This is a genomic window from Sphingomonas sp. 7/4-4, from assembly GCF_027941955.1.
Lineage (GTDB): Bacteria > Pseudomonadota > Alphaproteobacteria > Sphingomonadales > Sphingomonadaceae > Sphingomonas.
Window position 1 is genome coordinate 2,109,952 of record NZ_CP115960.1, and the last position, 22,316, is coordinate 2,132,267.

Consider the following 22,316-nt stretch of genomic DNA (forward strand, 5'->3'; position numbering starts at 1 on the left):
ATCACGCCGCCAGCGCGTCGACGAGCGACTTCACCTTCTTCTGCCGCCATTGCGGGAGGGGCGCGACCAGCCAATAGCCGAGCCTCGACGATTTGGGTTCACCCACCGCGACCACGCGCCCTGCGGCCAGATCGGCGCGTGCGATCAGCTCGGGCACCGTCGCGCGTCCCAGCCCCTCGGCCGCCGCATCGAGCGCGAGCCCGGCATCGGCGACGCGGACCAGCGATCCTGCATCCTCGGCGAGGCATCCGGTCCATGCGATCGGCGTGTCCATGCCCCCGCCCGGCCGCTCGACGGTGATCATCCCGTCGCTCTCCAGCGCCTCGCCCTCATTCTCGCCCGGGCCCTCGCCCCAGCGGATCGCGAGATCGAGATTGGCTTCGGTGAAATCGATCGCCTCGTCGGCGGGCACGAGCATGAAGCGCAGTTCGCCGTCGCCCCGGGCGATCTCGGCGAGCTTGGGCATCAGCCATTTGGCGGTCAGGTCGCGCGGTGCGGCGATGGTCAGCGACTTGGACGATTGCCCGGCCTGCATCGCGCGCACCGATTCCTCGAACTGGAGGAACCCCGCCCGCAGTGCGATGAGCCCGGCCTCGGCCTCGGGCGTGAGCTCGAGCCCCTTGGTCGTGCGGCGGAACAGCACCACACCCAGCGTATCCTCCAGCGCCCGGATCTGCTGCCCGACGGCTGCAGGCGTGACTGCCAACTCGTCGGCGGCGCGCGTGAACGAGAGGTGCCGCGCCGCGGCGTCGAGCACGCGCAGGCCGTTCAGGGGAGATGGGTCCGCTTCACTCCGTCACCGCCGGCGCCATCAGCGCGAATTTGGGGATCGCCACGTCGAACGCCGCGCCGTCCTCGCCGATCATATGGTAGCTGCCCTTCATATGCCCGGTCGGGGTCGAGAGCGGACAGCCCGAGACGTAATCGAAGCTCGCGCCCGGCTCGATCATCGGCTGTTCGCCGACCACGCCTTCGCCTTCCACCGAATGGCGCGCGCCCCGCCCGTCGGTGATCACCCAGTGGCGGGTGAGCAACTGCACCGTGAACGGCCCCCGATTCTCGATGCGGATATGATAGGCCCAGAACCAGCGGCCGCGTTGCGGCTCGGACTGTTCGGGCAGATAGGAGACGGAGACGCGCACCACGATGCCGCGCGTCTCGGCCTCGTCGGTGAACAGCGCCTTCATCGCCGCATCGCTCATAGGCCGACTTGCCCCAATGCCTGATCGAGATCGACGATCAGGTCCTCGGGGTCTTCGAGCCCGACATTCAACCGGAGCATGCCTTCGGTCACGCCCATCTCGATCCTCTTCTCCTCGGCCAGGCCCGCATGGGTGGTCGATGAAGGATGCGTCATCAGCGAGCGCGAGTCGCCGATATTGTTCGAGATGTCGATCAGCTCGAGTGCGTCGAGCAGTCCGTGCGCCTGGCTGCGCCCCTCGACTTCGAACGAGAAGATCGGCCCGGCATCGTCCATCTGGCGCGTGAACAGATTGTGCTGCGGATGGCTGGGCAGCGCGGGGAAATTGATCTTCGGCACGCGCTTTTCGAGGAAGCGCCCCACCTTGAGCGCATTCTCGCTCTGCCGGCGGATGCGCAGGTCAAGCGTCTCCAGCCCCTTCAGCACTACCCAGGCATTGAACGGGCTCAGCGTCGGCCCGGTGTTGCGCGTGAAGGCGAGCAAAGTCTCGTTGATGAATTTCTCGCTGCCGGTCACTGCGCCGGCGAGCACGCGCCCCTGCCCGTCCATCATCTTGGTCGCCGAGTAAGCGATGACATCAGCACCGAATTCCAGCGGTCGCTGAAGCGCGGGGGTGGCGAAGGCATTGTCGACCACGCTGGTGATGCCGCGGGCCCTGGCGATGCCGCACACCGCTTCGAGATCGACCACGTCCATCGTCGGGTTGGCCGGGGTTTCGAAGAAGAACACCTTGGTGTTCGGCCGGATCGCATCCTGAAATTGCTGCGGATCGCGCGCATCGACGATCGTCGTCTCGATGCCGAACTTCGGCAGCAGGGTATCGGTCAGCCAGCGGCACGATCCGAACGCCGCGCGTCCGCCGACCAGATGGTCGCCCTGCTCGAGCTGGCAGAGCAGGGCCGCGGTCATCGCCGCCATGCCGCTCGCCATCGTCCGGCAGGCCTCGGCGCCTTCGAGCAAGGCGATCCGCTCCTCGAGCATCTGCACCGTCGGGTTCTGGAGGCGCGAATAGGTCATGCCCTCCTGCTCGCCCGCGAACCGCGCCGCGGCGTCGCCCGCGCAATCATAGGCATAGCCCGAGGTGAGGAAGAGCGCCTCGCTGGTCTCGCCGAACTCCGAACGCATCGTGCCGCCGCGGATCGCCTGCGTTGCGGGCTTCCAGTTGCGGGTGACGTTACGGTCCTGTCCAGTACGGCGTTTCATGGGAATCGCTTTGCCGGGCGGAAGCGCCCCGCGTCAACCAAGTCCGGCATGACGGGGACGAATTGATCGTTTATCCCCCGCGCATGCTCGACCGCCTCAAGGCTCTCCAGACCCGTCCGTACCTCGTCGCCCTGCTGCTGGGGCTCGCCGCGCAAACGCTCTTCACGGTCCATCTCGACCGGCCGAGCCGGATCATGTTCGACGAGGTCCATTATGTCCCCGCCGCGCAGGCGCTGCTCGCTCTCGAAGGCCCGCGCAACATCGAGCATCCGTTGGTCGGAAAGGAGCTGATCGGGGCGGGAATCGTGCTGTTCGGCGACAATCCGTTCGGCTGGCGGGCATTCGCGACCCTTGCGGGCACCGCGACGGTGCTCGGCGCGTTCGCCTTTGTCTGGCTACTTCTCGGCTCGATGCGCGCCGCTCTGGTCGGCGCGGTCCTCACCGCATTGAACCAGAGCGTGTACGTCCAGGCCCGCACCGGGATGCTCGACGTGTTTCTCGGCGCGTTCCTGCTCTGGGCGATGGTGGTGATGCTGTGGGCGGCGAAAGGCGCGCCCGCGCAGGTCCGCCGCCGCTGGATAGGTGCCGCGGTGCTGTTCGGCCTCGCGGTCGGCACCAAATGGGCCGCGATCCCCTATGTCGCGCTCGCCGGCCTCGCCTTTCTCGTCATCCGCCTACGCGATGCGCGCGCCGGGAGACCACCCCATTGGCCCGGCCTCGGGCTCGTCTCCGGGCTGCTGATCCTCGGCGTGGTGAGCATCGTCACCTATTTCCTGACGTTCCTCCCCGCCTTCTTCTACGAACGCGATCCGCTCACGCTCGCCGGCCTGATCCCGCTCCAGCGCGACATGTACGCGCTCCAGACGCAGGTGCTGGCGAAGCACACCTACCAGTCCGACTGGTGGAGCTGGCCGCTGATGATCCGGCCGATCTGGTATTTCTACGAATGGGATCAGGAGGCTCAGCGCGGGGTGCTGCTGATCGGCAATCCGATGATCATGTGGGGCGGATTGCTCGCCGTGCTTGCCTGCCTCTGGGCGGGGCTTCGCGAAAAGGCGATCCGGCCGCTCGGCGTGGCTTTGCTCTGGATCGCCAGCCTCGGCATCTATGTCGTGATCCCCAAGTCGATCGGCTTCTATTATTACTACCACCTCTCGGGCATCTTCCTGTGCCTCGTCCTGGCAGCGGCGTTCCACCATTTCGACCGCGGCCGGGGCAAGGGCCGCGAGGAATGGTTCCTCTTCGCGGTTCTGGTCGCGTTCGTCTATTTCTACCCGATCCTCGCCGCCTCGGCGCTGCCGGATCCCCAGGGGTTCCAGAAATGGATGTGGTTGCCGACCTGGCCCTAGTAGCGGCCCCACGTAAAGCGTGACGACAGCGCGAAATTCCACACCGCCGCCACTGCGATCCCGGCCAGCGCCGACACCCGCCAGTCGCCGTGCTGGACATTGTGCAGGAACGCCGAGACTCCGACATTCGCCGCCGCACCCACCGCGCAGACAAGACAGAAGCTCACCCAGCCGCCGATCAGCTCCCTGGCGCCCTTGAGCCGTTGCTCGCGATAGGTGAGCGTGTTGTTGAGGAAGAAGTTGAAGGTCATCGCGACGATCGTGGCGACGATCGTCCCCGTGACGAAAGGCCAGTCGAGCCCGCGGAACAGCAATCCGAGCACGACGAAATGCACCGCCGCCCCCAGCGCCCCGATCGCCGAGAACATCGCGAACCGCACCGGCACGACCTTGCCGAACATCCGGTCGTACAACGCGATCAGATATTCCATCGCGACGACGTGATCGAGCTTGCTCTCGCCCTCGGTGCGGATGCGGAAGGTGTAAGGCAGTTCGCGGAACTTGAGCGGGTGCGGTGCCGCGGTCATGATGTCGAGCAGGATCTTGAAGCCGATCCCCGACAAAGTCGGCACCAGATCGCGGACGATCTGCGTGCGGATCATGAAGAAGCCGCTCATCGGATCGCTGAGATCGGCCTTGAGCACCTGCCGCGACAGCCGCGTCGCGAATGCCGATTTGGCGACACGGTCGCGGTCCCACTCGCCGGTGCCACCGCCCTCGACGAAGCGCGATCCGACCACCACTTCGAGCGCCTCGTCGCCTTCCAGCGCGTCGAGCATCCCGGGCAGGATCGTCTCGTCATGCTGCAGATCGCCGTCGATCACCGCGACGAACGGCGCGGCAGTCGCGCACATCCCCTCGATGCATGCCGAGGAGAGCCCGCGCCGGCCGATCCGCTGGATCACCCGCACGCGCTTGTCGACTCGCCCAAGCTCGCGTGCCGCCGCGGCGGTGCCGTCGGGGCTGTCGTCGTCGACGAAGATTGCCTCCCAGTTGCGGCCTGCGAGGGCCTGATCGAGCTTGGCGATCAGAACGGGCACGTTTGCACGCTCGTTGAACGTCGGAATGACGACCGCAAGCTCGAGCAGGTCGGGTGTCACGCGAGTTCGCGCAGCACGGCGTCGCCCATCTCGGTCGTGCTCAGGCTGCCGCCCAGATCGGCGGTGCGCGCACCCTTTGCCAGCGCCGTGCCCACTGCCTTCTCGATCCGCTGCGCCGAAGCCTCGTCGGTCAGGCTGTGCCGCAGCAGCATCGCCGCCGAGAGGATCGCCGCGCACGGATTGGCCTTGCCCTGTCCGGCGATGTCGGGCGCGCTGCCGTGGATCGGCTCGTACATGCCGTTGTCGCCGCTCCACGCCCGCAGCGACGCCGAGGGCAGCATCCCGATCGAGCCCGCACACATGCTCGCCTGATCGGAGAGGATGTCGCCGAACAGATTGCCGGTGACGATCACGTCGAAATCGGTGGGGCGCCGGACGAGCTGCATCGCGGCGTTATCGACATACATGTGGGTCAGTTCGATTTCGGGATAGTCCGTGCTCATCTCGTTGACCACGTCGCGCCACAGCTGCGAGGTCTCGAGCACATTGGCCTTGTCGACCGAGCACAATTTCTTCTTGCGCCGCTTCGCCATCTCGAACCCGACCCGGGCGATGCGTTCCACCTCGGCCTCGTTATAGCTCATCACGTCGAAGCCCTGGCGGAGCCCTCGACATTGGTGCGCCGGCCCTTCTCGCCGAAATAGACGTCGCCGGTCAGCTCGCGGACGATAACGATATCGAGGTTGGCGACCACTTCGGGCTTGAGCGGCGACGCGTCCTCCAGGCCGGGGAACAGCGTGGCGGGGCGAAGATTGGCGAACAGCCCCAGTTCGCGCCGGAGGCCGAGCAACGCCGCCTCGGGGCGCAATTGCCGTTCGAGCGCCTCGAAGCGCGGATCGCCGATCGCCCCGAACAGCACCGCATTGGCGCGCTTGGCGAGCGCCAGCGTGTCGGGCGGAAGCGGCCGCCCCGCCACGAGATATGCCGCACCGCCGACCGGGGCCTCTTCGAACTGCAGCCCCAGATCGAGCGCTTCGAGCACCCGGCGCGCCTGGCTAGTGACTTCGGGCCCGATCCCGTCACCGGGCAGAACAGCAATCAGCGGCATTCGATTTCCTTCTTCGCCCTCGGAGGGAGTTCCGGGACGCAATGCCGACCCCTGCCGCGTTAGGCAACCGCCCGCATCAGCCGGTCGACCAATCGCGCGCGCGCCGCGCCGATTTCGGCGCCCTTGCCGATCAGCAGGTCGCGCTGGAGGAAATGCCCCGTGAGCCGCAGCCCGTCGACGATGTCGTCCCATTCCGCCGCGCCGCCGGCAGTCAGGAAAGGCGGCAACCGCAGCAGTTTCGCTTCATAGCCTTCGGCGCCCACCCGGCTGACCGCCACACCGCTCTTCGGGCTGACGAAAGCGAGATCGTCGTTGCGGCCAGTGGCGGCGCAATGTTCGAGATCGAGTCCGAAGCCGAGTTCGGCGAGCAGCAGCAGCTCGTAGCGCACCAACGCCACGGCCCAGCCCCGCGCCGCGGGTGCCGCCTCGATCGCCGCGAGCACCCCGTCGAGCGCCGAATAGAGCCGCGGATAAGGCTGCGCGTCGGGCAGCACCGTCGCGGTCAGCGCCGTCGCCCATTGCAGCGCGGCGGCGGGCAGCGGCTCGCCGAACAAGGGCGCGCGGCTGTGGATCAGCTCGACGGTGAGCCCCGCCAGTTGCTCCTCGGTCCGCGACCGCCATTCGCCGAGCACGAGGTTCGATGGCTGTAACACCGGGCGCAGCGCGCGCGAGCGACCGCCGCGGACATAGCCCGGCTGCAGCCCGTCGCTTTCGGTCAGCGCACGCACCACCGCCCCATGCTCGCCATGCGCGCGGACGCTGAGGAGAATGGCTTCGGCGCGCAGGTGCATGGGGTGGACCTAGACGATCCTCCCCCGGAGGGGAGGGGACCGCGAAGCGGTGGAGGGGTAGTCGCCACAAAGGCAGGACCACAACTTGCGGAGACTACCTCTCCACCAGCTTCGCTGGTCCCCTCTCCGGGAGAGGATTCAGGCGCCCCGCCGCAGCCGTTTCGCCAGGCCGCCCAACCCAGCGCCTTGCACCACCCGTTTGGCCAACGCCACCGCGCCATTGAATCCCCCAGCGCCGCCATCGTCAGCCGATTCGCCAGAGTCGGCCGCAGCAGCAGCAAATCGACGCATTCCACGCCGCTGGTCGCGAACTGGCGCTTGTGCTGCCCTTCGCCCTCGGTGAAGTCGAACGCGGCGAAGCGCGCCTCGCCGAACAGATCCTGCATCGCCTCGAGCTGGAGCACTGCGCCGGGCGACCAGTCGTTGAACTTCGGATCATGCCCGACATAGGCATAGATCACCGTATCGCCGTGGATCGGGCAATAGAGATACGCCGCCGGCTCCCCCGCAATGTTGAGCAGCCACGCGCGCACCTGATCGGCCGCGGCAAGCCTCGTCATCGAGCGCAGGAAATCCGCCCCTTCGGGAAGCCCCGATCCCAGCAGCCGCTCCTGATAGGTCGTCGCCGAGATCGCCCGCGCCACGGGATGGAACGCCGCCAGCTCCTCCGGCGTGCGGAAGCGGCGAACGTCGAGCGTGCCGCCCGATGCCGCAGCGATCTTCTTCGCCTTGCGCCGCAATCCCTGCCGCGCATTGGACGACAGGCTGGCGAACCACTCGTCATAGGTCCCGGCGAAATCGAGATAGTAACGGGTATAACGCTGCCGGACGAACGGCAGCATGCCCCCGGCTTGGGCCACGAGCGCCGCCATCTGGTCCTCGGGCAGCGAAGTCACGATATACCCATCGGCAGCGCGGTCTACCGGCGGCAGTGCCGGCGCCAGTCCGCTGCGTGCCTCCGCGAGCGTCAGCGGCACCCGCACCAGCGATCGCCGCACGCTCAGCAATGTCCGCGCCCCGATCTCGAACTTGAGCCGCACCGGCTGCGCCTCGGCCCGCACGTCCTGCATCGCGTTCACGCCGCGCGCTCCTCGACCCAATTGGACCAGAGCTGCTCGGCCTGGCGCAGCCGCGTTCGCAGCACGCTCGGCGCGAGCGGGCTATCGTCCTGCCCCAGCGCCATCTTCGGCCGATCGACGAAATGCGCGGTCTCCAGCGCGCCGCGCCGTTCCGCCAGCATCCGGCACAGCGCCTCGAAGCGCCGCACATGCACTGCATTCGCCCGCGTGCCGGCGCGGTTGGCGAGTTCGAAGCCGTGGCTCACCACCGTCACCGCGGCATGATCCTCGCGCACTGCATGATCGAGCGCAGCCTTCATCTCGGCGGCCGAGAGCGCGCAGATCTGGAAATGGCGAAGATGCCCCTTCTGATCCTCGATCAACGTCACCGGCACTTCGATCACGCCGCGATGCAGGACCGGGGCGATCCGGCGCGGTTCGAGGCCGATCGCGCTCGGCCAGGGATGCTCGGAGCCGTTGTGGCTCGAATCATAGACGAATTCGAGCTGCGCCAGCGCCCCCAGCGTATCGTCGCTCGCCGAATAGGAGCCAGATCGGAAGGCAATCGGATCGGGCGCGCCCGCTGCCGCCAGCATGTCCGCCGCGCCTGAGATCAGCTCGACCTGCTCGGCGAGGCTGTAATCGATCAGCTCGAACGGCCCATAGGTGGCGCCGCGATCGCCTGCGTGCGCGCCGGTCCAGTTCGGGTGAAGGTGCAATTGCACTTCCTGCCCCGCCTCGAGGATCGATCCCACCACGCGCTTGATCGGATCGAGCCCGTAGACCAGCGCCGGCATCGGATCGACGAAGAAGCACGCCTTGAGCCCATGTTCGGCAAGCTGCGCCAGCTGCCAGCCCACCCCCACCTCCGCCGGTTCGAGCGAGCGCTGGACGATCGTCGCAGCATCCAGCCCGGCGACGTGATGGCGCCACATCAGCTCAGTATCGACAGTCAGGAAGACGCGGGTCGGCATGCTGCCTCCGTAGCGCGCACGAGTGAAGAAACTCCCAACCGCGCTACGGCTTGATCCCGTAGCGCGCATAATCCTCGCCCACCCGCGGCCAGATCATCCGCGCCGCGGCGAGATCGGCATCGGCACCCTCCGCTCCGGTCTGCTTGCGGATCACCCCGCGCATGAACAGGCTCGCGGCCAGGTCCGGCGCCTGGTCGAGCGCGGCGTCGAAATCGGCGAGCGCTTCCTCCATGCGGCCCAGCCGGAAATAGACCAGCCCGCGGCTGTCGAGCACGCCGGAGGGCTGCTCGCTCAGCTCGATCGCCTTGGTGCAGTCCTTGAGCGCAGTGTCGAGCGCGATCCTGGCGGTGCCCTTGATCCAGCACCGGCTGTTGAGAAGCGTGGGATCGCCCGGCTTCGCCGCAATCGCCGCATCCAGCGCCGTGATCGCATCGGCGGGCTTGCCGTTCTCGGCGAGCAATTCGGCCTGCAGCATCAGGAAGCGATTCTTCTCCTTGCCGCCCGCCGCGACCTTGTCCTTGACGATCGTCAGCGCCTCGTCGACCGCGCCGCCATGCGCGCGCAGCGTCGCGAACTGGGCGAGCGCGTCGGCCGAGCCGGGGTCGAGCACGCGCGCCGAGTCGATATCGCCAAGGGCCTTCTTGTCGTCGCCGAGCGCCGACCAGAGCCGCGCGCGCCACAAATGATTCTCGGTGGTCGGGGCGATCGCGATCACTTTCTCGACATCGCGCATCGCCGCCTGGCGATCATAGATGCTCTCGAGGAAAGTCGCGCGGCCGGTATAGCCCTCCGCCTTTTTCGGATCCGCGGCGATGCGTTTGGCATAGGCGGCGAGGATCGGCTCGAACACCTTGGCCTGCTTCGCCGCGGCGATCTGTTGCCAGCGCGGCGGCGCGCTCGCCGGGGCCACCGCCTTGAGCAGATGGCTGCGCGCCAGCGTCACCTGCTGGCGCGTCGCGCCGATATCGGCAGGCGCGACTTCGTTGACGCCGGTGACCGCCCGGTCCTCGACGGCGAGCCATTCGCCTTCGATCCCTGCCTTGCGCGACAGCACCGCGCCGGCGAGCGTCGCGGGAAGCGTCCGGTCGCCTTCGAACGCGAAGCCCGTGCCGCCGCCCGGCAGCCGGATCCGAGTCGCGAGGCGGCTGCTCGCCAGATCGCCGGTGGAGACGGGGATGTCCTTCCACGCGGCGCGTGCGCGATCGGGATCGAAGCTGACGCTGTCGAGGGCGGTGTCGAGACCGAGCTTGAACCGGCCCTCCTCCTTCGACCAATCGGGCCTCGCGATACCCGAAGCGGTGACGATCATCGTTCCGCTCTCTTCGTCATAGCGCAGGTCGCGATCGACGATTTCGGCATTGGCGACATATTGGCCGGCCGTATGCTCGGCCATTTCGAGCGCCTTTTCCCGGCCCAACTGGGTCTGCGCCATGCGCAGCATCATCGCCGAGCCGCCGCGCAGCGCAGCGCGCAGCTTGAACGGCGCCGGAAAGCCGATCCCGGCGCGCGCGTCGATCTCGACATCGACATCCGCATCCGGTCGCGCATTCGCATGCATCGGCATCGGCAGCAGCTCCGCACCGGCCGCGCGGAGCGGAAGCGCGTTGCGGAAGGGCGGGACGTCGCCCAGATCGGCGAGCCGCGCGCCGCCGGCGGTCCCGTCGAGCCACAAGGTCTCGCCGCCGATCGTCGCACGGACGATGACATGATCGAACGCCCCCGGCATCGGCAGCCTCTTCGGCAGCACGTCGCCCGCATTGCTGTTGACCAGTGTCGCTTCTGCCTCGATCCCCAGCTCGTGCAGGATCGCGAGGAGCAGGAGCGTCTTGGCCTTGCAATCGCCATAGCGCACCGACCAGGTGTGGGCAGGCGCCTGCGGCACATAGGCGCCGTCGTCCATCCCGCGGAACAGATACCGCACCTGATCCTGCACAAGCCGCAGCGCCGAAGCCGCGCGTATGCGCGGATCCTGCGACGCGGCGGCGATCTTCGCGACTTCGCCGGCAAGCGGACTGCCCGGAGTGATCGTTCCTTCGGTGCGGTAAAGCGGCGCCATCGTCGCGGCGACATCGCTCCAGCTGGCGAAGGTCGCCGCCTCGAACAGCGGCAGCGGCTGGAAGCGCCCCGGCGCATCCGACGGCATCTCGGCCATCTCCGGGAAGGAAGCTTGACGCTCAATTCGTTGTAGCCGGCCGGAGTTTTGGTGACGACGAAAACGTCGCTCTGAAGATGCGCCTTCCAGTTGAGCTTCATCGACGCGGGCCAGATTACCCGCAGCCGCCCGAACTTGATCGGCATCGGCTTGAACAGCAAAGGCGCCAGCGACTGGAGCTGCCCCTTCAGCACCGGGTCCTTGCGCGTCATCGAGAACGAGACCTGGAGCACGTCGCCGATGCGCAGCCCCTCAACGGGCATGGTGGCTGTGAGCATCCCGCTCAGGAACGCGCGCTCGAGCATCTGCTCGCGCTGGAGGACCGTGAAACGCTGCCCGGATTTGAGCACGTCGATCCGCTCGCCACCGCGCAGGATCTCGATCGAATGGAAGATCAAATCGCCTTTGGACGGGTCCCAGGGCAGCGAGATCGTGCCCGCCTGGGTGAGCATCTCAGGCGAAGCGATCCGCATCGCGGTCGAAGCGTAGATCCACACCTGACCGTTCTCGAGTTTCTGCTGCTGGTCCATCACCAGGATCGCGGGATCGTCGTCGGTGAGCGCCGCGGCGTCGAGCTGCGGGCCGGGAGTGACCCAGGCCGGCGCCGCTTCGTAAAGCGGTTTGTCCCCTGCATGCGCCACGCTGCCGAAGCACAGCAGCGCAAGCGCCAACACCACGCGAAAAACCATCGATACGCCCCCGTTCAACTGCCTCAAACCTAGCGCCTTTCCGCACGCGCTCAATAGCCGATGAGGCATGCTTTCCGTGCTGTTTCGATGCAGTCCGCGGGGTCTGCGGAATCAGCGCGAATGGAAATAGTCGTAGAGCTGCTGCGCCACCGCAGCCGACACGCCCGGCGCCTTGCGCAGATCCTCGAGGCTCGCCCCGCGTACCGCCCGCGCGGTGCCGAAATGCATCAGCAGCGCCTTCTTGCGCGCCGGGCCGATGCCGGGGACCTCGTCGAGCGGGCTCGCGCCGATCGCCTTGGAGCGCTTGTCGCGGTGCGCGCCGATCGCAAAGCGGTGCGCCTCGTCGCGCAGCCGCTGGATGTAGAAGAGCAACGGCGAATTGACCGGCAAGGTCAGCTCGCGTCCGTCCATCAAATGGAACACCTCGCGCCCGTCGCGGCCGTGATGCGGCCCCTTGGCGACGCCGACCATGCACACATCCTCGATCCCGAGATCCTCGAGCACACCCTTCACCGCATTGAGCTGCCCGCGCCCGCCGTCGACCAGCACCAGATCGGGCCAGGTCCCGCTCTGCCGGTCCGGATCCTCCTCCTGCGCCCGCGCGAAGCGGCGCGAGAACATCTCGCGCATCATCCCGTAATCGTCACCGGCGATCGTCTCGGCACGCTTCATGTTGAACTTGCGATACTGGCCCTTGCGGAACCCCTCGGGCCCGGCGACGACCATCGCGCCGAGCGCGCTGGTGCCCTGGATATGGCTGTTGTCGTAGATCTCGATCCGGTCGGGCGGTTCGGGAAGTTCGAAGACGTCGGCGAGTTCGGCGAGCAGCCGCGCCTGCGTCGTGCTCTCCGCCATCCGCCGGTCCAGCGCCTCGACGGCGTTGCGCTGCGCCTGTTCGAGCAGCCGGCGGCGCGGACCGCGCTGCGGCATGCCCAGCGCCACCTTGTGCCCCGCACGCGCGGCCAGCGCCTCGGCCAGCAGCTTGGCCTCTTCGAGATTGCGGTCGACGAAGATCGTCCGCGGCGGCGGCACTTCCTCGTAGAATTGCATCAGGAACTGGCTGAGCACTTCGTCCTCGGGCACGTCGTTGGTGTGCGCGGGGAAGAAGCTGCGATGCCCCCAATTCTGCCCGCCGCGGATGAAGAAGGCCTGGATCCCCATCACCCCTCCCTGCATGCCAGCGCGAAGATGTCGGCATCGCCGACCCCTCGGCGTTGATTGCCTGGCTGCCCTGGATGAAGGTCAGCGCCTTGAGCCGATCGCGCAGGATCGCCGCCAGCTCGAAATCGAGATTCTCCGCCGCGGCCTGCATCTGCGCGCCGAGCTTGGCCTGCACCTGAGTCTTCTTGCCCTGCAGGAAATCGCGCGCGTCGCTCACCAGCTCGGCATAGGCCGTCTCGTCGATCCGACCCACGCACGGCGCCGAGCAGCGGCGGATCTGGTAGAGCAGGCACGGGCGATCCCGCGTGGAGAAGAAGCCGTCGGTGCAACTGCGCAACAGAAACAATTTCTGCAGCGCGTTGAGCGTTTTCCGGACCTGCCCCGCCCCCGCAAACGGCCCGAAATAATCGCCCTTGTAGCGCCGCGCGCCGCGATGGAGCTGGACGCGCGCGAATTCGTGATCCTGCCGCAGCAGGATGAACGGGAAGCTTTTGTCGTCGCGCAGCAGCACGTTGTACGGCGGGCGATAGCGCTTGATCAGCTGCGCCTCGAGCAGCAGCGCCTCTGCCTCGTTGTTGGTGGTGACGATCGTCATCGACCGCGTCTGCGCCACCATCCGCTGCAGCCGCTTCGAGAGCCGCTGGACCTGGGTGTAGTTGTTCACCCGGTTCTTGAGCGCCCGCGCCTTGCCCACGTACAGCACATCGCCGCGCGCATCCTGCATCCGGTACACGCCGGGCCGCACCGGCAGCGTCTTCAGCACGTTGCGGATCGCCGCCACGCCGGCGTCGAGATCGGGCGCCCCCTCGCCGCGAACGGCATAGGTGGCTTTTTCCTCGTTGAAGCGATTGGGAGAATTGGGATCGGACATGCGCGATCGGGATTTAGGCGCGCGCACGACTCGCGGCAACTTGAACCGTCACATCAACGTGTCATACTGCGCTCAAACACCATGGGAGAGTCGCCGTGAAACTGCTCGTGACCACTGCCCTGCTCGCGCTCGCCGCACCGCCAGCCGCCGGCGCACAGACCGTCCCCGCATCGATCCGGACCGCGCTAGCCGATCCTGCTCGCCCCGCCGCCGACAAGGAACGCGATGCCGCGCGCCACCCCGGCGAGATCGTCTCGATGCTCAAGGTCAAGCCGGGCGGCAAGGTCGCCGATTTCGTGATGGGCGGCGGATATTGGACGCGCATCCTTTCGCCGCTCGTCGGCCCCAAGGGCCATGTCTATGGCTTCCAGCCGGCCGAATTCTCCAAGGCCAAGCCGGGTGATCCCACCCTCGCCGACGAATATAAGAACGTCTCGGTCGGCGTCGCACCCTTCGCGGACGTCAGCTTCGCCGAGCCGCTCGACGCAATCGTGACGGTCCAGAACTGGCACGACCTGCATCTGGCGCGATTCGCACCTACGCTGGGCAAGACCGTCGCCGGCAAGCTGTTCGCCGCGCTCAAGCCGGGCGGCGTGTTGCTGGTGGTCGACCATGTCGCGGCCGCCGATCCCGGATTCGCGGTGCCCGACAACCTCCACCGCATCGACCCCGCCGCCGCGCGCGCCGAGATCGAGAGCGCCGGCTTCAAGTTCGACGGCAGTCTGCCGATCCTCGCCAATCCGGCCGATCCGCACACCGCCAAGGTCTTCGACCCGTCGATCCGCGGCAAGACCGACCAGTTCGTCTATCGCTTCCGCAAGCCGGGCTAGAGCCTGCCGTCCTGGCGAGGCGGTGCTCTATTGTCCCGCCTCGCGCTCGATCCGCGCTGCTTCGGCTTCGATCCGGTTCATCTCGGCCGCGACGCGCGCCTTCACGTCCTCGGCCGAACGCCGCTCGTCGGACGCGTGTTGCCAGGCGAGCAAAACGGCCAGCACCGCCAGCACCAGCGCGACTCCGCCGCCTATGCCCAGCCAGCGGCTGGGGTCCCTGTCCGATTTCGGCTGAGCTGCCGATTTGTCCCGCTGCTTCCACGTCATTCCGTCAGCCTAGGCTTTGATGGGGCGGAAGGGCAGCAGCGTCTCGTACTGCGCCAGCGCGGGCGCCGCGGCGATGACGCAGCGCTGGCGCAGCAGAAAGGCGTGGCGGACGATCTCCGCCTGCTGCTCCAGCCCGTATTTCTCGAAGCTCTGCCCGGGCTTGAGCGCATAATCATAGCGGCAGAAGGGGTGGCGCTTGATCGGCAGGAAGATGCCCTTCTGATGCTGCCAGACATGCGTCATCTCGTGGACGAAGAGGCCCTGCACGCCGAGCGGCGCGGCACTGAAGTCCTCGTGATAGATGCCGCTCTTCGGGTGGAAGTGGATCGTCCCGCGCGGCGCCATCGTGGTGTTCGCGGGCTGGAAGAAGATCCACTTGCTGTTGGCGACGCGCGCCTTGGCATAGTCGACGGCATCGCCGAAGACCGAAGCGCACATACGGATTTCACCTTCGGTGAGCGGGCGGACGGTCATTCCGGCAGCATGAACATCAGATGCGTATTTGTCACCGGAGTTTCCGGGATCAACACGGACCGTGCCAGAAGACGCCGTCGCGCAGATGCTCGTAGCATTCGGTGAGCATCCCAAGGTTTTCCTTTCGTGGAGTGACCTCATATCCCCAGCCACCGTCGAAGAATGGGACGACGATGATCCGGACCTGCTCCCGCTGGACGAACACGTTTTCAGGATGGACGCTCGCGATCGCGGGCGGCCATTCGCTTCGCGGTAGCTCGCCCCAAGGTTGCACCGGATCGACGACATAGGCGGCCATCAGGCGAGCGGATTCGGTCCTGATCGCCTCAAGTCTCCGCGACTCGTAGATCGGCCCCGGGCAGCCGCCGAGCAACAGGAATGCCGCGAGCACGGCGAATGTGCCGATCCGCATTTTCCGCTGTCTGGCCACCGGCGCGAAGCCAGGTCAGCTGTCCTCCTTGCCGGTGCATTCGCCGACGCGCTTCGATTCCATCTTCATCGACATCGTCATGTTCGTCATCGGCTGGCCCGGCGTCCCCTCGCTCTTGCTCGTCATGGCGAGCTGCATGCTGTCGCTCGAGAAACTGCCCTTCATCGTACCCTTCATCGTCCCGCCCGGGCCCTGGTTCTTGCAGGTCATCGCGGCGTCGATCTGGCCGTTGGTCATGCTGAAATGATCATAGACGCAGCTCTCGTTGCCGCCGAAGAAATTGGCGGCGGGCTTGCTGGCTTCCTCGGGCGTGAGGCAGTTGGAGAAGCTGTGGCCCTTGGCCATCTGGGCCTTCATCTTCTCGCCCATCTCGGCGGGCATGCCGGGAATCTGCATGTCGGTGATCGTCGCAGTGCCTTCCCAGCGTCCCGGAGACATATGCGGTGCGGTGCCGGCGGCGGCCACCTTCTCCGCGACTTGCTTGGCGGTGGCGTTGGTCGCCTCGACGGAAGGACCCGAATTGCACGCAGCAAGCGCCATCGGCGCGATCAGCAGCAGGTATTTCATCGCTATTCCCCTGTTTACGCGCAGCGGCTGCGCGTGCCGGGGGCCACCATATCGGCTCGGCGGAGCGATGCAATCAGGCGGCGCGGAGCCAGACCTCCGCCTTGTCGAGCGCCGCGGGATCGTCGACGTCGATCCAGTCGAGGTCGCTGCAGTCGATGGTCAGCGCCGTGCCGTGCGCGGCGAGGACCCGCATGCCTTCGGTGAGCGAAGGCGCAGGAAGGCTGTTCAGTGCCGCGAACAGCGCAGGGCCGATCGCGAAGACGCCGGTGTCGAACGCGTCGTAATCGGCGAGGTGCTTGCCGATCGCGACGATCGCGTCGCCTTCGGTGCGCACGCAGGTGACGTCGTCGAGATCGACGAGATCGCTAGTGATGCGGCGATCGATCGCGAGGCGCGCGCCACCGCCCGTGCCCGCCTGGGCGACGCGGGCGTAGAGCGCGGGCTCGACGAGATGGTCGCACATCGCGAGCACGGCGTCTTCGCCAGCGACGGCAGCCTCGGCAGCGAGCACCGACACGCCGTTGGGCAGGCGATGATCGCTGGTGCGCACCGTCTCGACTGCGATCGGCCAGTGCCGCGCGGCAAGGTGCGCCTCGATCCGGTCGGCCTCATAGCCGAGCACCACCACTACCCGTATTAGCCCGGCCTCGGCGAGGCCCGCGATCGCGTGCTCGATCAGCGGGCGCCCGCCGACATGGCAGAGCGGCTTGGACGGCGCCGCGGAACGAAGGCGGCTGCCTTCGCCCGCGGCGAGCAGGATGGCGGTGGTGATCATTGCAGCCTCAGGCAGCGGCGATGAACGCCTCGACTGCGGTCTGTGCCAGATCGTCGGTCATCTGCGTGCGCGGATGCTTGCAGAAATAGGCCGAGGCGGCGTCGATCGGGCCGGCGATGCCGCGGTCCTTGGCGAGCTTGGCGCAGCGGATCATGTCGATCGCGACGCCGGCGCTGTTGGGCGAATCCTCGACCGACAGGCGCAGTTCGAGATTCATCGGCACGCCGCCGAACATCGAGCCTTCCATGCGCAGGAAGCAGACCTTGTTGTCGTTCTGCCACGGCACGTAATCCGACGGGCCGATATGGACGTTCTCGTCCTCGAGCCGCTCGGCGGCGACCGACTGGACCGCCTCGGTCTTCGAGATCTTCTTCGAGGCGAGGCGGCGATGGTTCGACATGTTGAGGAAGTCGGTGTTGCCGCCGGTGTTGAGCTGATAGGTGCGATCGAGCTTGACGCCGCGCTTGGCGAACAGATCGGTCAGCACGCGGTGGACGATCGTCGCGCCGAGCTGCGCCTTGATGTCGTCGCCGATGATCGGCACGCCCGCCGCGGTGAAGCGATCGGCCCATTCGGGGTTGCTGGCGATGAACACCGGGATGTTGTTGACGAAGGCGACGCCGGCTTCGAGCGCGCATTCGGCGTAGAATTCGCTGGCTTCCTGGCTACCGACGGGGAGGTAGTTCATCAGCACGTCGGTCTGGGTCTCGCGCAGGACGCGGATGACTTCCTCCTTGGTCGCTTCGCGGTCCTTGGCGACGACGAAGGTGCGGTCGTCGTTGAAGTCGGCCATGTGCTCGGCGACGCCGTCGAGGATGCGGCCCATCTGGACCGTGGTGCCGGTCGGCTCGATGCTCTCGCAGAACACCGCGGTGCAGTTGGGCTTGGCGAAGATCGCATCGGCGACGTCCTTGCCGACCTTGCGCGCATCGACGTCCCACGCCGCAACGACATGGATGTCGCTGGGGCGATAGCCGCCGAGATCCCAGTGCATCAGGCCGACCGTGTCGTTGGCGCCGTCGCGGTAATGCGAAAGCCCCTGGACGAGCGAGCTGGCGCAGTTGCCGATGCCTACGATCGCGATGTTGATGCTCTTCATTGGAGTTCAGGTCCTCTGGATATGTGATTGCGACGAATGTTCGGATGCCGTCTCCGCGTTGCGGAGAAGGCGGGACTCGACAGTGCGGTGCCAGGTGAGGCCGACGACGAGGATCGCCGTCAGCGGAATGAGTTCGAACCAGAAAAAATAGCGCGGATTGCCGGCGAGACAGGCGAAGAAGATCGCGTAGACGCGGACATTCGCGCTGAGCAGCGACATCAGCCGCATCGGCTTCGCGGCCCGCGCGCCATAGGCCTGGCCGAACGCGGCCGGATCCGCCTCGCGCTGGAGCACTGCGTCGAACACGAAGGCGATGCGATCGACGCTGCCGGCGACGCCGTCATAGAGCCGCACCAGCGGGTTGCGACTCGGCACGGGCGGCGCGGAGACCAGCCCCTTGCAGCGGCGATGGAAGCGGGCGCGCTCGCCCTCGTAGAGGCTCGACTGCACGGCGTGGAGCACACCGGCGGCGACGGCGAGGGCCCAGATTTCGAGCGTGCCGATCGAGGCGGCGATGAGGATGTAGATCAATGCGAACACGCCGTGATCGCAGATGCCGTCGAGCGTGCGGCCCAGCGCGCTGGCGGTCCCGGTCGCGCGCGCGACCATGCCGTCGAGCCCGTCGGCAATCAGCCAGCCGATCGAGAAGAGGAGGCCCAGAAACGCGAAGGGCCAGGCGTGCCAGTTCGCATAAGCGAGCGCGGCGAATCCGCCGAGCAGCAGCCCGATCACCGACACCGCATTCGCAGAGATTCCGCGCGCGACGAACCAAGGAAGCAGGGCCCGCCCTGCAGGGTGAATGATCCAGAGGTTGGTCGGATCCTCGATCCGGCGATCCCGCGATCCGTCCGGGGAGGAGATGTCATCGGCCCGTCACATACAGCGCGGGGAACACAATCATCAAGTCATTTGCGCCGAAACCGCCAGGGATTCGGAACCGTGGGAGGGAAAATGCGTTGTTCGGCGCCTCTCCCGCGCCGGTTGGCGGCTGGATTTCGCGCCTAAACCGTTATGCCGCCAGCAATTATGACACTGCGATTCGCGGGATCGGACGCCGTTACGCGGTTATCCGGTCGGTCCTGCGATGTCGCCCAGATCCTCATGGACCATGTCGATCTCGCGGACGCCGCGGCTGCGGCGGGCGGCGTTGACGAGCGTGCGCAGTTCTTCGCGCCGGGTGCGGGCGCGCTGGACGTCGCGGATGATCAGCGGCCCGTCGCGCGTCGTCTCGTCCGACGAAGTGATGCTGATCGTGCCGAGATCGGCGGTCTGGTTGATGATCGTGAAATCGATGCGCACGTCCTTGACGCGATAGAGCTCGATATCGTCGATCGACTTCACGAAGATCCCCTTGTGGAGGATCAGCCGGTCCTCGGTCACTTCATAGGTGGTCGCGAGATTCTCGAACCAGCGGGCGAGCAGGAGCAGCAGCCCCGCGGCGAGCATGATCGGGAACAGCCATGCCCAGCCGCCCACCGGCCGCTGGGCGAGCGCCCAGATCGAACCGATCAGCCCGGCGAGCATCAGCAGGATCGTCCCCCACCCCGCGAGCGTGCCGCGAAGCCAGCCCAGAGTGGACGAACGGAAACGATCGACGGCTTCAACCATGCAGGCCTCCCTTTGGGGGAGGATAGCGGATGCGCGAGGGTGGGGAAGTCGAAAAATCCTCCCCGCTGCGCGAGGGAGGACTGGATTAATTCGGCGGCGGATCGCCGGCGCCGACGACCTGGGCCTGCAGTTCCAGCTTCCTGCCGCTGGCGAAGGCCAGAGCGAGCGGAATGCGGGTGCCCGGCTTCACATTGGGGCCGAGATCGAACAGCATGACGTGGCGGCCGCCGGGGGCGAATGCGACTTCGCCCTTCGCCGGGACGGGAACGTCGCGGCTGGGCTGCATCGATTTCACGCCCTGATGATCCATCGTTTCATGGAGCTCCGAACGCAGCGCCGCGGGTGTCGAGACCGCGAGCAGGGTATCCGCCTGTGCCCCGCCGCGGATCGTGAAATAGGCCGCGCCGGGGCGTCCGGCGACCGCGGGCAAGCGGACCCAGGCCTTGTCCGCGCCGAGTTCGGCGGGCTTGCCGCATCCGGCGAGCAACAACGCCGCCGCAACGATCCCTGAAATTCCACGCATCCGCTTAACTCCCGTTTCGGGAAAGTTCCTAGAATTCCACCCTTCTTGCGGCAAGCGGAAGCGCACCTATATCGCTTTCGGACATGGCTCCCACGCCGCCTGATTCTGGGGCAAGGGCAGCCAAGGTTTTGATTTTAAACACTGAGCAATTTGAACACTGGGGGCCACGAGGGACCATGGCAAAAGTAATCGGTATCGATCTGGGCACGACCAACAGCTGCGTTGCCGTAATGGAAGGCGGCAAGCCCAAGGTCATCGAGAATGCGGAAGGCGCGCGTACTACGCCTTCCATCGTCGCCTTCGCCAAGGACGGCGAGCGACTGGTCGGCCAGCCGGCGAAGCGCCAGGCGGTGACCAATGGCGACAACACCATCTTCGCAGTCAAGCGCCTGATCGGCCGCCGCTTCGACGATCCGGTGACCAAGAAGGACACCGAACTGGTGCCCTATTCGATCGTCCGCGGCCCGAACGGCGACGCGTGGGTCAAGGCGGGCGGCGAGGAATATTCGCCGTCGCAGATCTCGGCGTTCATCCTGCAGAAGATGAAGGAAACCGCAGAGTCGTATCTCGGCGAGACCGTCAGCCAGGCGGTGATCACCGTTCCCGCCTATTTCAACGACGCCCAGCGCCAGGCGACCAAGGATGCCGGCAAGATCGCCGGCCTCGAAGTGCTGCGCATCATCAACGAGCCGACTGCGGCCGCGCTGGCGTACGGCCTCGACAAGAACGAGAACAAGACGATCGCGGTCTATGACCTTGGCGGCGGCACGTTCGACATCTCGGTGCTCGAAGTGGGCGACGGCGTGTTCGAGGTGAAGGCGACCAACGGCGATACCTTCCTCGGCGGCGAGGATTTCGACTCGAAAATCGTCCAGTTCCTCGCGGACGAGTTCCGCAAGGCCGAGGGCATCGATCTCACCAAGGACAAGCTGGCACTTCAGCGGCTCAAGGAAGCCGCCGAAAAGGCCAAGATCGAGCTGAGTTCGGCGCAGACCACCGAAGTCAACCTGCCCTTCATCACCGCCGATGCCAACGGGCCGAAGCATCTGGTGAAGGCGATCAGCCGCGCCGACCTCGAGCGCCTGGTCGACGACCTCATTCAGCGCACGCTGGAGCCGTGCCGCAAGGCGCTGGCCGATGCGGGCCTGAAGGCGAGCGCGATCGACGAAGTCGTGATGGTCGGCGGCATGACCCGCATGCCCAAGGTCCGCGAGATCGTGAAGCAGTTCTTCGGCAAGGAGCCGCACACCGGCGTGAACCCCGACGAAGTCGTGGCGATCGGCGCGGCGATCCAGGCAGGCGTGCTGCAGGGCGACGTCAAGGACGTGCTGCTGCTCGACGTGACGCCGCTGAGCCTCGGCATCGAGACGCTGGGTGGCGTGTTCACCCGGATGATCGACCGCAACACGACGATCCCGACCAAGAAGAGCCAGGTCTATTCGACTGCCGACGACAATCAGCAAGCCGTGACGATCCGCGTCTTCCAGGGCGAGCGCGAGATGGCGGCGGACAACAAGATCCTCGGCCAGTTCGATCTGGTCGGGATTCCGCCGGCGCCGCGCGGCGTGCCGCAGATCGAAGTCACCTTCGACATCGACGCCAACGGCATCGTCAACGTCAGTGCGCGCGACAAGGGCACCGGCAAGGAGCAGCAGATCCGCATCCAGGCCTCGGGTGGGCTCAGTGACGCCGACATCGAGCAGATGGTCCGCGACGCCGAGCAGTTCGCCGAAGAGGACAAGAAGCGGCGCGCGGGGGCCGAGGCGAAGAACAACGCCGAGAGCCTCGTCCACACGACGGAGCGCCAGCTCGCCGAGAATGGCGACAAGGTCGATGCCTCGCTGAAGGGTGAGATCGAGGCGGCGATCGCCGAGACCAAGACCGCGATCGAGGGCGGCGACGCCGACGACATGCAGGCCAAGGCGCAGAACCTCGCCCAGGTGGCGATGAAGCTGGGCCAGGCGATCTACGAGAAGCAGGCCGCCGAGAACGCGTCGCCGAGCGCGGACGGCGCGGCTGCCGGAAACGAGGCGGGCGACGAGGAAGTCGTCGATGCCGAGTTCTCCGAAGTGGACGACAACAAGGCGTAAGTAAAATGCGTACCAACGTCACCCCGGCGGAAGCCGGGACCCGGAGCCCCAGGCGA

19 protein-coding genes and 4 pseudogenes are annotated in these 22,316 nt (G+C 66.7%); 3 read left to right on the top strand and 20 right to left on the bottom strand.

Annotation, left to right across the window (positions count from 1 at the left end; all coding sequences use genetic code 11):
- Position 1 precedes the first annotated feature (1 nt).
- The 3 genes and pseudogenes from PIB19_RS10595 to PIB19_RS10605 form a co-directional block, all read right to left on the bottom strand.
- Positions 2-792 (bottom strand): annotated as a pseudogene (locus PIB19_RS10595) (LysR family transcriptional regulator).
- Positions 789-1,187: a Co2+/Mg2+ efflux protein ApaG gene (gene apaG / locus PIB19_RS10600; RefSeq protein WP_271240784.1), complete on the bottom strand. Its 399-nt coding sequence runs from the start codon at positions 1,185-1,187 to the stop codon at positions 789-791. The pseudogene PIB19_RS10595 and the gene apaG overlap by 4 nt, the downstream one beginning before the upstream one ends.
- 11 nt (positions 1,188-1,198) lie before the next feature.
- Complete coding sequence (locus tag PIB19_RS10605) at positions 1,199-2,404, bottom strand: trans-sulfuration enzyme family protein (protein ID WP_271240785.1); 1,206 nt, start codon at positions 2,402-2,404, stop codon at positions 1,199-1,201.
- Positions 2,405-2,487: 83 nt separating this feature from the next.
- Here PIB19_RS10605 and PIB19_RS10610 point away from each other — a divergent pair, with 83 nt between their 5' ends.
- Entirely contained in the window at positions 2,488-3,753 is a 1,266-nt protein-coding gene (locus PIB19_RS10610) for a glycosyltransferase family 39 protein (protein WP_271240786.1), read from the top strand.
- Here PIB19_RS10610 and PIB19_RS10615 read toward each other — a convergent pair.
- The 8 genes and pseudogenes from PIB19_RS10615 to uvrC all read right to left on the bottom strand — a co-directional run bounded on the left by PIB19_RS10615 (position 3,750) and on the right by uvrC (position 13,597).
- Positions 3,750-4,853 (bottom strand): glycosyltransferase, encoded by a 1,104-nt coding sequence (locus PIB19_RS10615; protein ID WP_271240787.1) that lies wholly within the window; start codon positions 4,851-4,853, stop codon positions 3,750-3,752. The genes PIB19_RS10610 and PIB19_RS10615 overlap by 4 nt on opposite strands.
- A pseudogene (gene leuB, locus PIB19_RS10620) lies at positions 4,850-5,901 on the bottom strand (3-isopropylmalate dehydrogenase). The gene PIB19_RS10615 and the pseudogene leuB overlap by 4 nt, the downstream one beginning before the upstream one ends.
- Before the next feature lie 59 nt (positions 5,902-5,960).
- Positions 5,961-6,692: a DNA repair protein RecO gene (gene recO / locus PIB19_RS10625; protein ID WP_271240788.1), complete on the bottom strand. Its 732-nt coding sequence runs from the start codon at positions 6,690-6,692 to the stop codon at positions 5,961-5,963.
- Positions 6,617-7,762, bottom strand: a complete 1,146-nt coding sequence (locus PIB19_RS10630) for a GNAT family N-acetyltransferase (protein WP_271240964.1) — start codon at positions 7,760-7,762, stop codon at positions 6,617-6,619. Before PIB19_RS10630 ends, recO begins: the two co-directional genes overlap by 76 nt.
- Positions 7,763-7,767: 5 nt before the next feature.
- Entirely contained in the window at positions 7,768-8,724 is a 957-nt protein-coding gene (locus tag PIB19_RS10635) for a polysaccharide deacetylase (RefSeq protein ID WP_271240789.1), read from the bottom strand.
- 43 nt (positions 8,725-8,767) lie between these two features.
- Positions 8,768-10,876, bottom strand: a complete 2,109-nt coding sequence (locus PIB19_RS10640) for a tetratricopeptide repeat protein (protein ID WP_271240790.1) — start codon at positions 10,874-10,876, stop codon at positions 8,768-8,770.
- 131 nt (positions 10,877-11,007) lie between these two features.
- Positions 11,008-11,634, bottom strand: a pseudogene (locus tag PIB19_RS23020) (DUF3857 domain-containing protein); the annotation flags it as partial.
- 42 nt (positions 11,635-11,676) lie between these two features.
- A pseudogene (gene uvrC / locus PIB19_RS10650) lies at positions 11,677-13,597 on the bottom strand (excinuclease ABC subunit UvrC).
- Positions 13,598-13,692: 95 nt separating this feature from the next.
- On the opposite strand from uvrC, the gene PIB19_RS10655 reads away from it, so the two are divergent.
- A complete protein-coding gene (locus PIB19_RS10655) occupies positions 13,693-14,427 on the top strand; it encodes a class I SAM-dependent methyltransferase (RefSeq protein WP_271240791.1) in 735 nt (244 codons plus the stop codon).
- 27 nt (positions 14,428-14,454) lie between these two features.
- Here the strand turns inward: PIB19_RS10655 and PIB19_RS10660 are convergent, their stop codons facing one another.
- The 9 genes from PIB19_RS10660 to PIB19_RS10700 all read right to left on the bottom strand — a co-directional run bounded on the left by PIB19_RS10660 (position 14,455) and on the right by PIB19_RS10700 (position 20,170).
- Positions 14,455-14,694: a hypothetical protein gene (locus PIB19_RS10660; RefSeq protein ID WP_271240792.1), complete on the bottom strand. Its 240-nt coding sequence runs from the start codon at positions 14,692-14,694 to the stop codon at positions 14,455-14,457.
- Between the two features lie 9 nt (positions 14,695-14,703).
- Positions 14,704-15,168, bottom strand: a complete 465-nt coding sequence (locus PIB19_RS10665) for a vgr related protein (protein ID WP_271240793.1) — start codon at positions 15,166-15,168, stop codon at positions 14,704-14,706.
- A gap of 49 nt (positions 15,169-15,217) precedes the next feature.
- Entirely contained in the window at positions 15,218-15,580 is a 363-nt protein-coding gene (locus tag PIB19_RS10670) for a hypothetical protein (protein WP_271240794.1), read from the bottom strand.
- A 33-nt stretch (positions 15,581-15,613) separates the two neighbouring features.
- A complete protein-coding gene (locus tag PIB19_RS10675) occupies positions 15,614-16,165 on the bottom strand; it encodes a DUF3617 domain-containing protein (RefSeq protein WP_271240795.1) in 552 nt (183 codons plus the stop codon).
- A 73-nt stretch (positions 16,166-16,238) separates the two neighbouring features.
- Complete coding sequence (locus PIB19_RS10680) at positions 16,239-16,940, bottom strand: phosphocholine cytidylyltransferase family protein (RefSeq protein ID WP_271240796.1); 702 nt, start codon at positions 16,938-16,940, stop codon at positions 16,239-16,241.
- A gap of 7 nt (positions 16,941-16,947) precedes the next feature.
- Entirely contained in the window at positions 16,948-18,039 is a 1,092-nt protein-coding gene (locus PIB19_RS10685) for an inositol-3-phosphate synthase (RefSeq protein ID WP_271240797.1), read from the bottom strand.
- 6 nt (positions 18,040-18,045) lie between these two features.
- The gene (locus PIB19_RS10690; RefSeq protein ID WP_271240798.1) at positions 18,046-18,771 is read right to left on the bottom strand and encodes a CDP-alcohol phosphatidyltransferase family protein; all 726 of its coding nucleotides are present in this window, start codon (positions 18,769-18,771) and stop codon (positions 18,046-18,048) included.
- Positions 18,772-19,104: 333 nt separating this feature from the next.
- Positions 19,105-19,647, bottom strand: coding sequence for a PH domain-containing protein (locus PIB19_RS10695; protein WP_271240799.1), 543 nt, complete (start codon positions 19,645-19,647; stop codon positions 19,105-19,107).
- An 85-nt stretch (positions 19,648-19,732) separates the two neighbouring features.
- On the bottom strand, positions 19,733-20,170 hold the full coding sequence (locus PIB19_RS10700; RefSeq protein WP_271240800.1) for a copper chaperone PCu(A)C: 438 nt from the start codon (positions 20,168-20,170) through the stop codon (positions 19,733-19,735).
- Between the two features lie 176 nt (positions 20,171-20,346).
- On the opposite strand from PIB19_RS10700, the gene dnaK reads away from it, so the two are divergent.
- Positions 20,347-22,260 (top strand): molecular chaperone DnaK, encoded by a 1,914-nt coding sequence (gene dnaK, locus PIB19_RS10705; RefSeq protein WP_271240801.1) that lies wholly within the window; start codon positions 20,347-20,349, stop codon positions 22,258-22,260.
- The last annotated feature ends 56 nt before the right edge of the window (positions 22,261-22,316 follow it).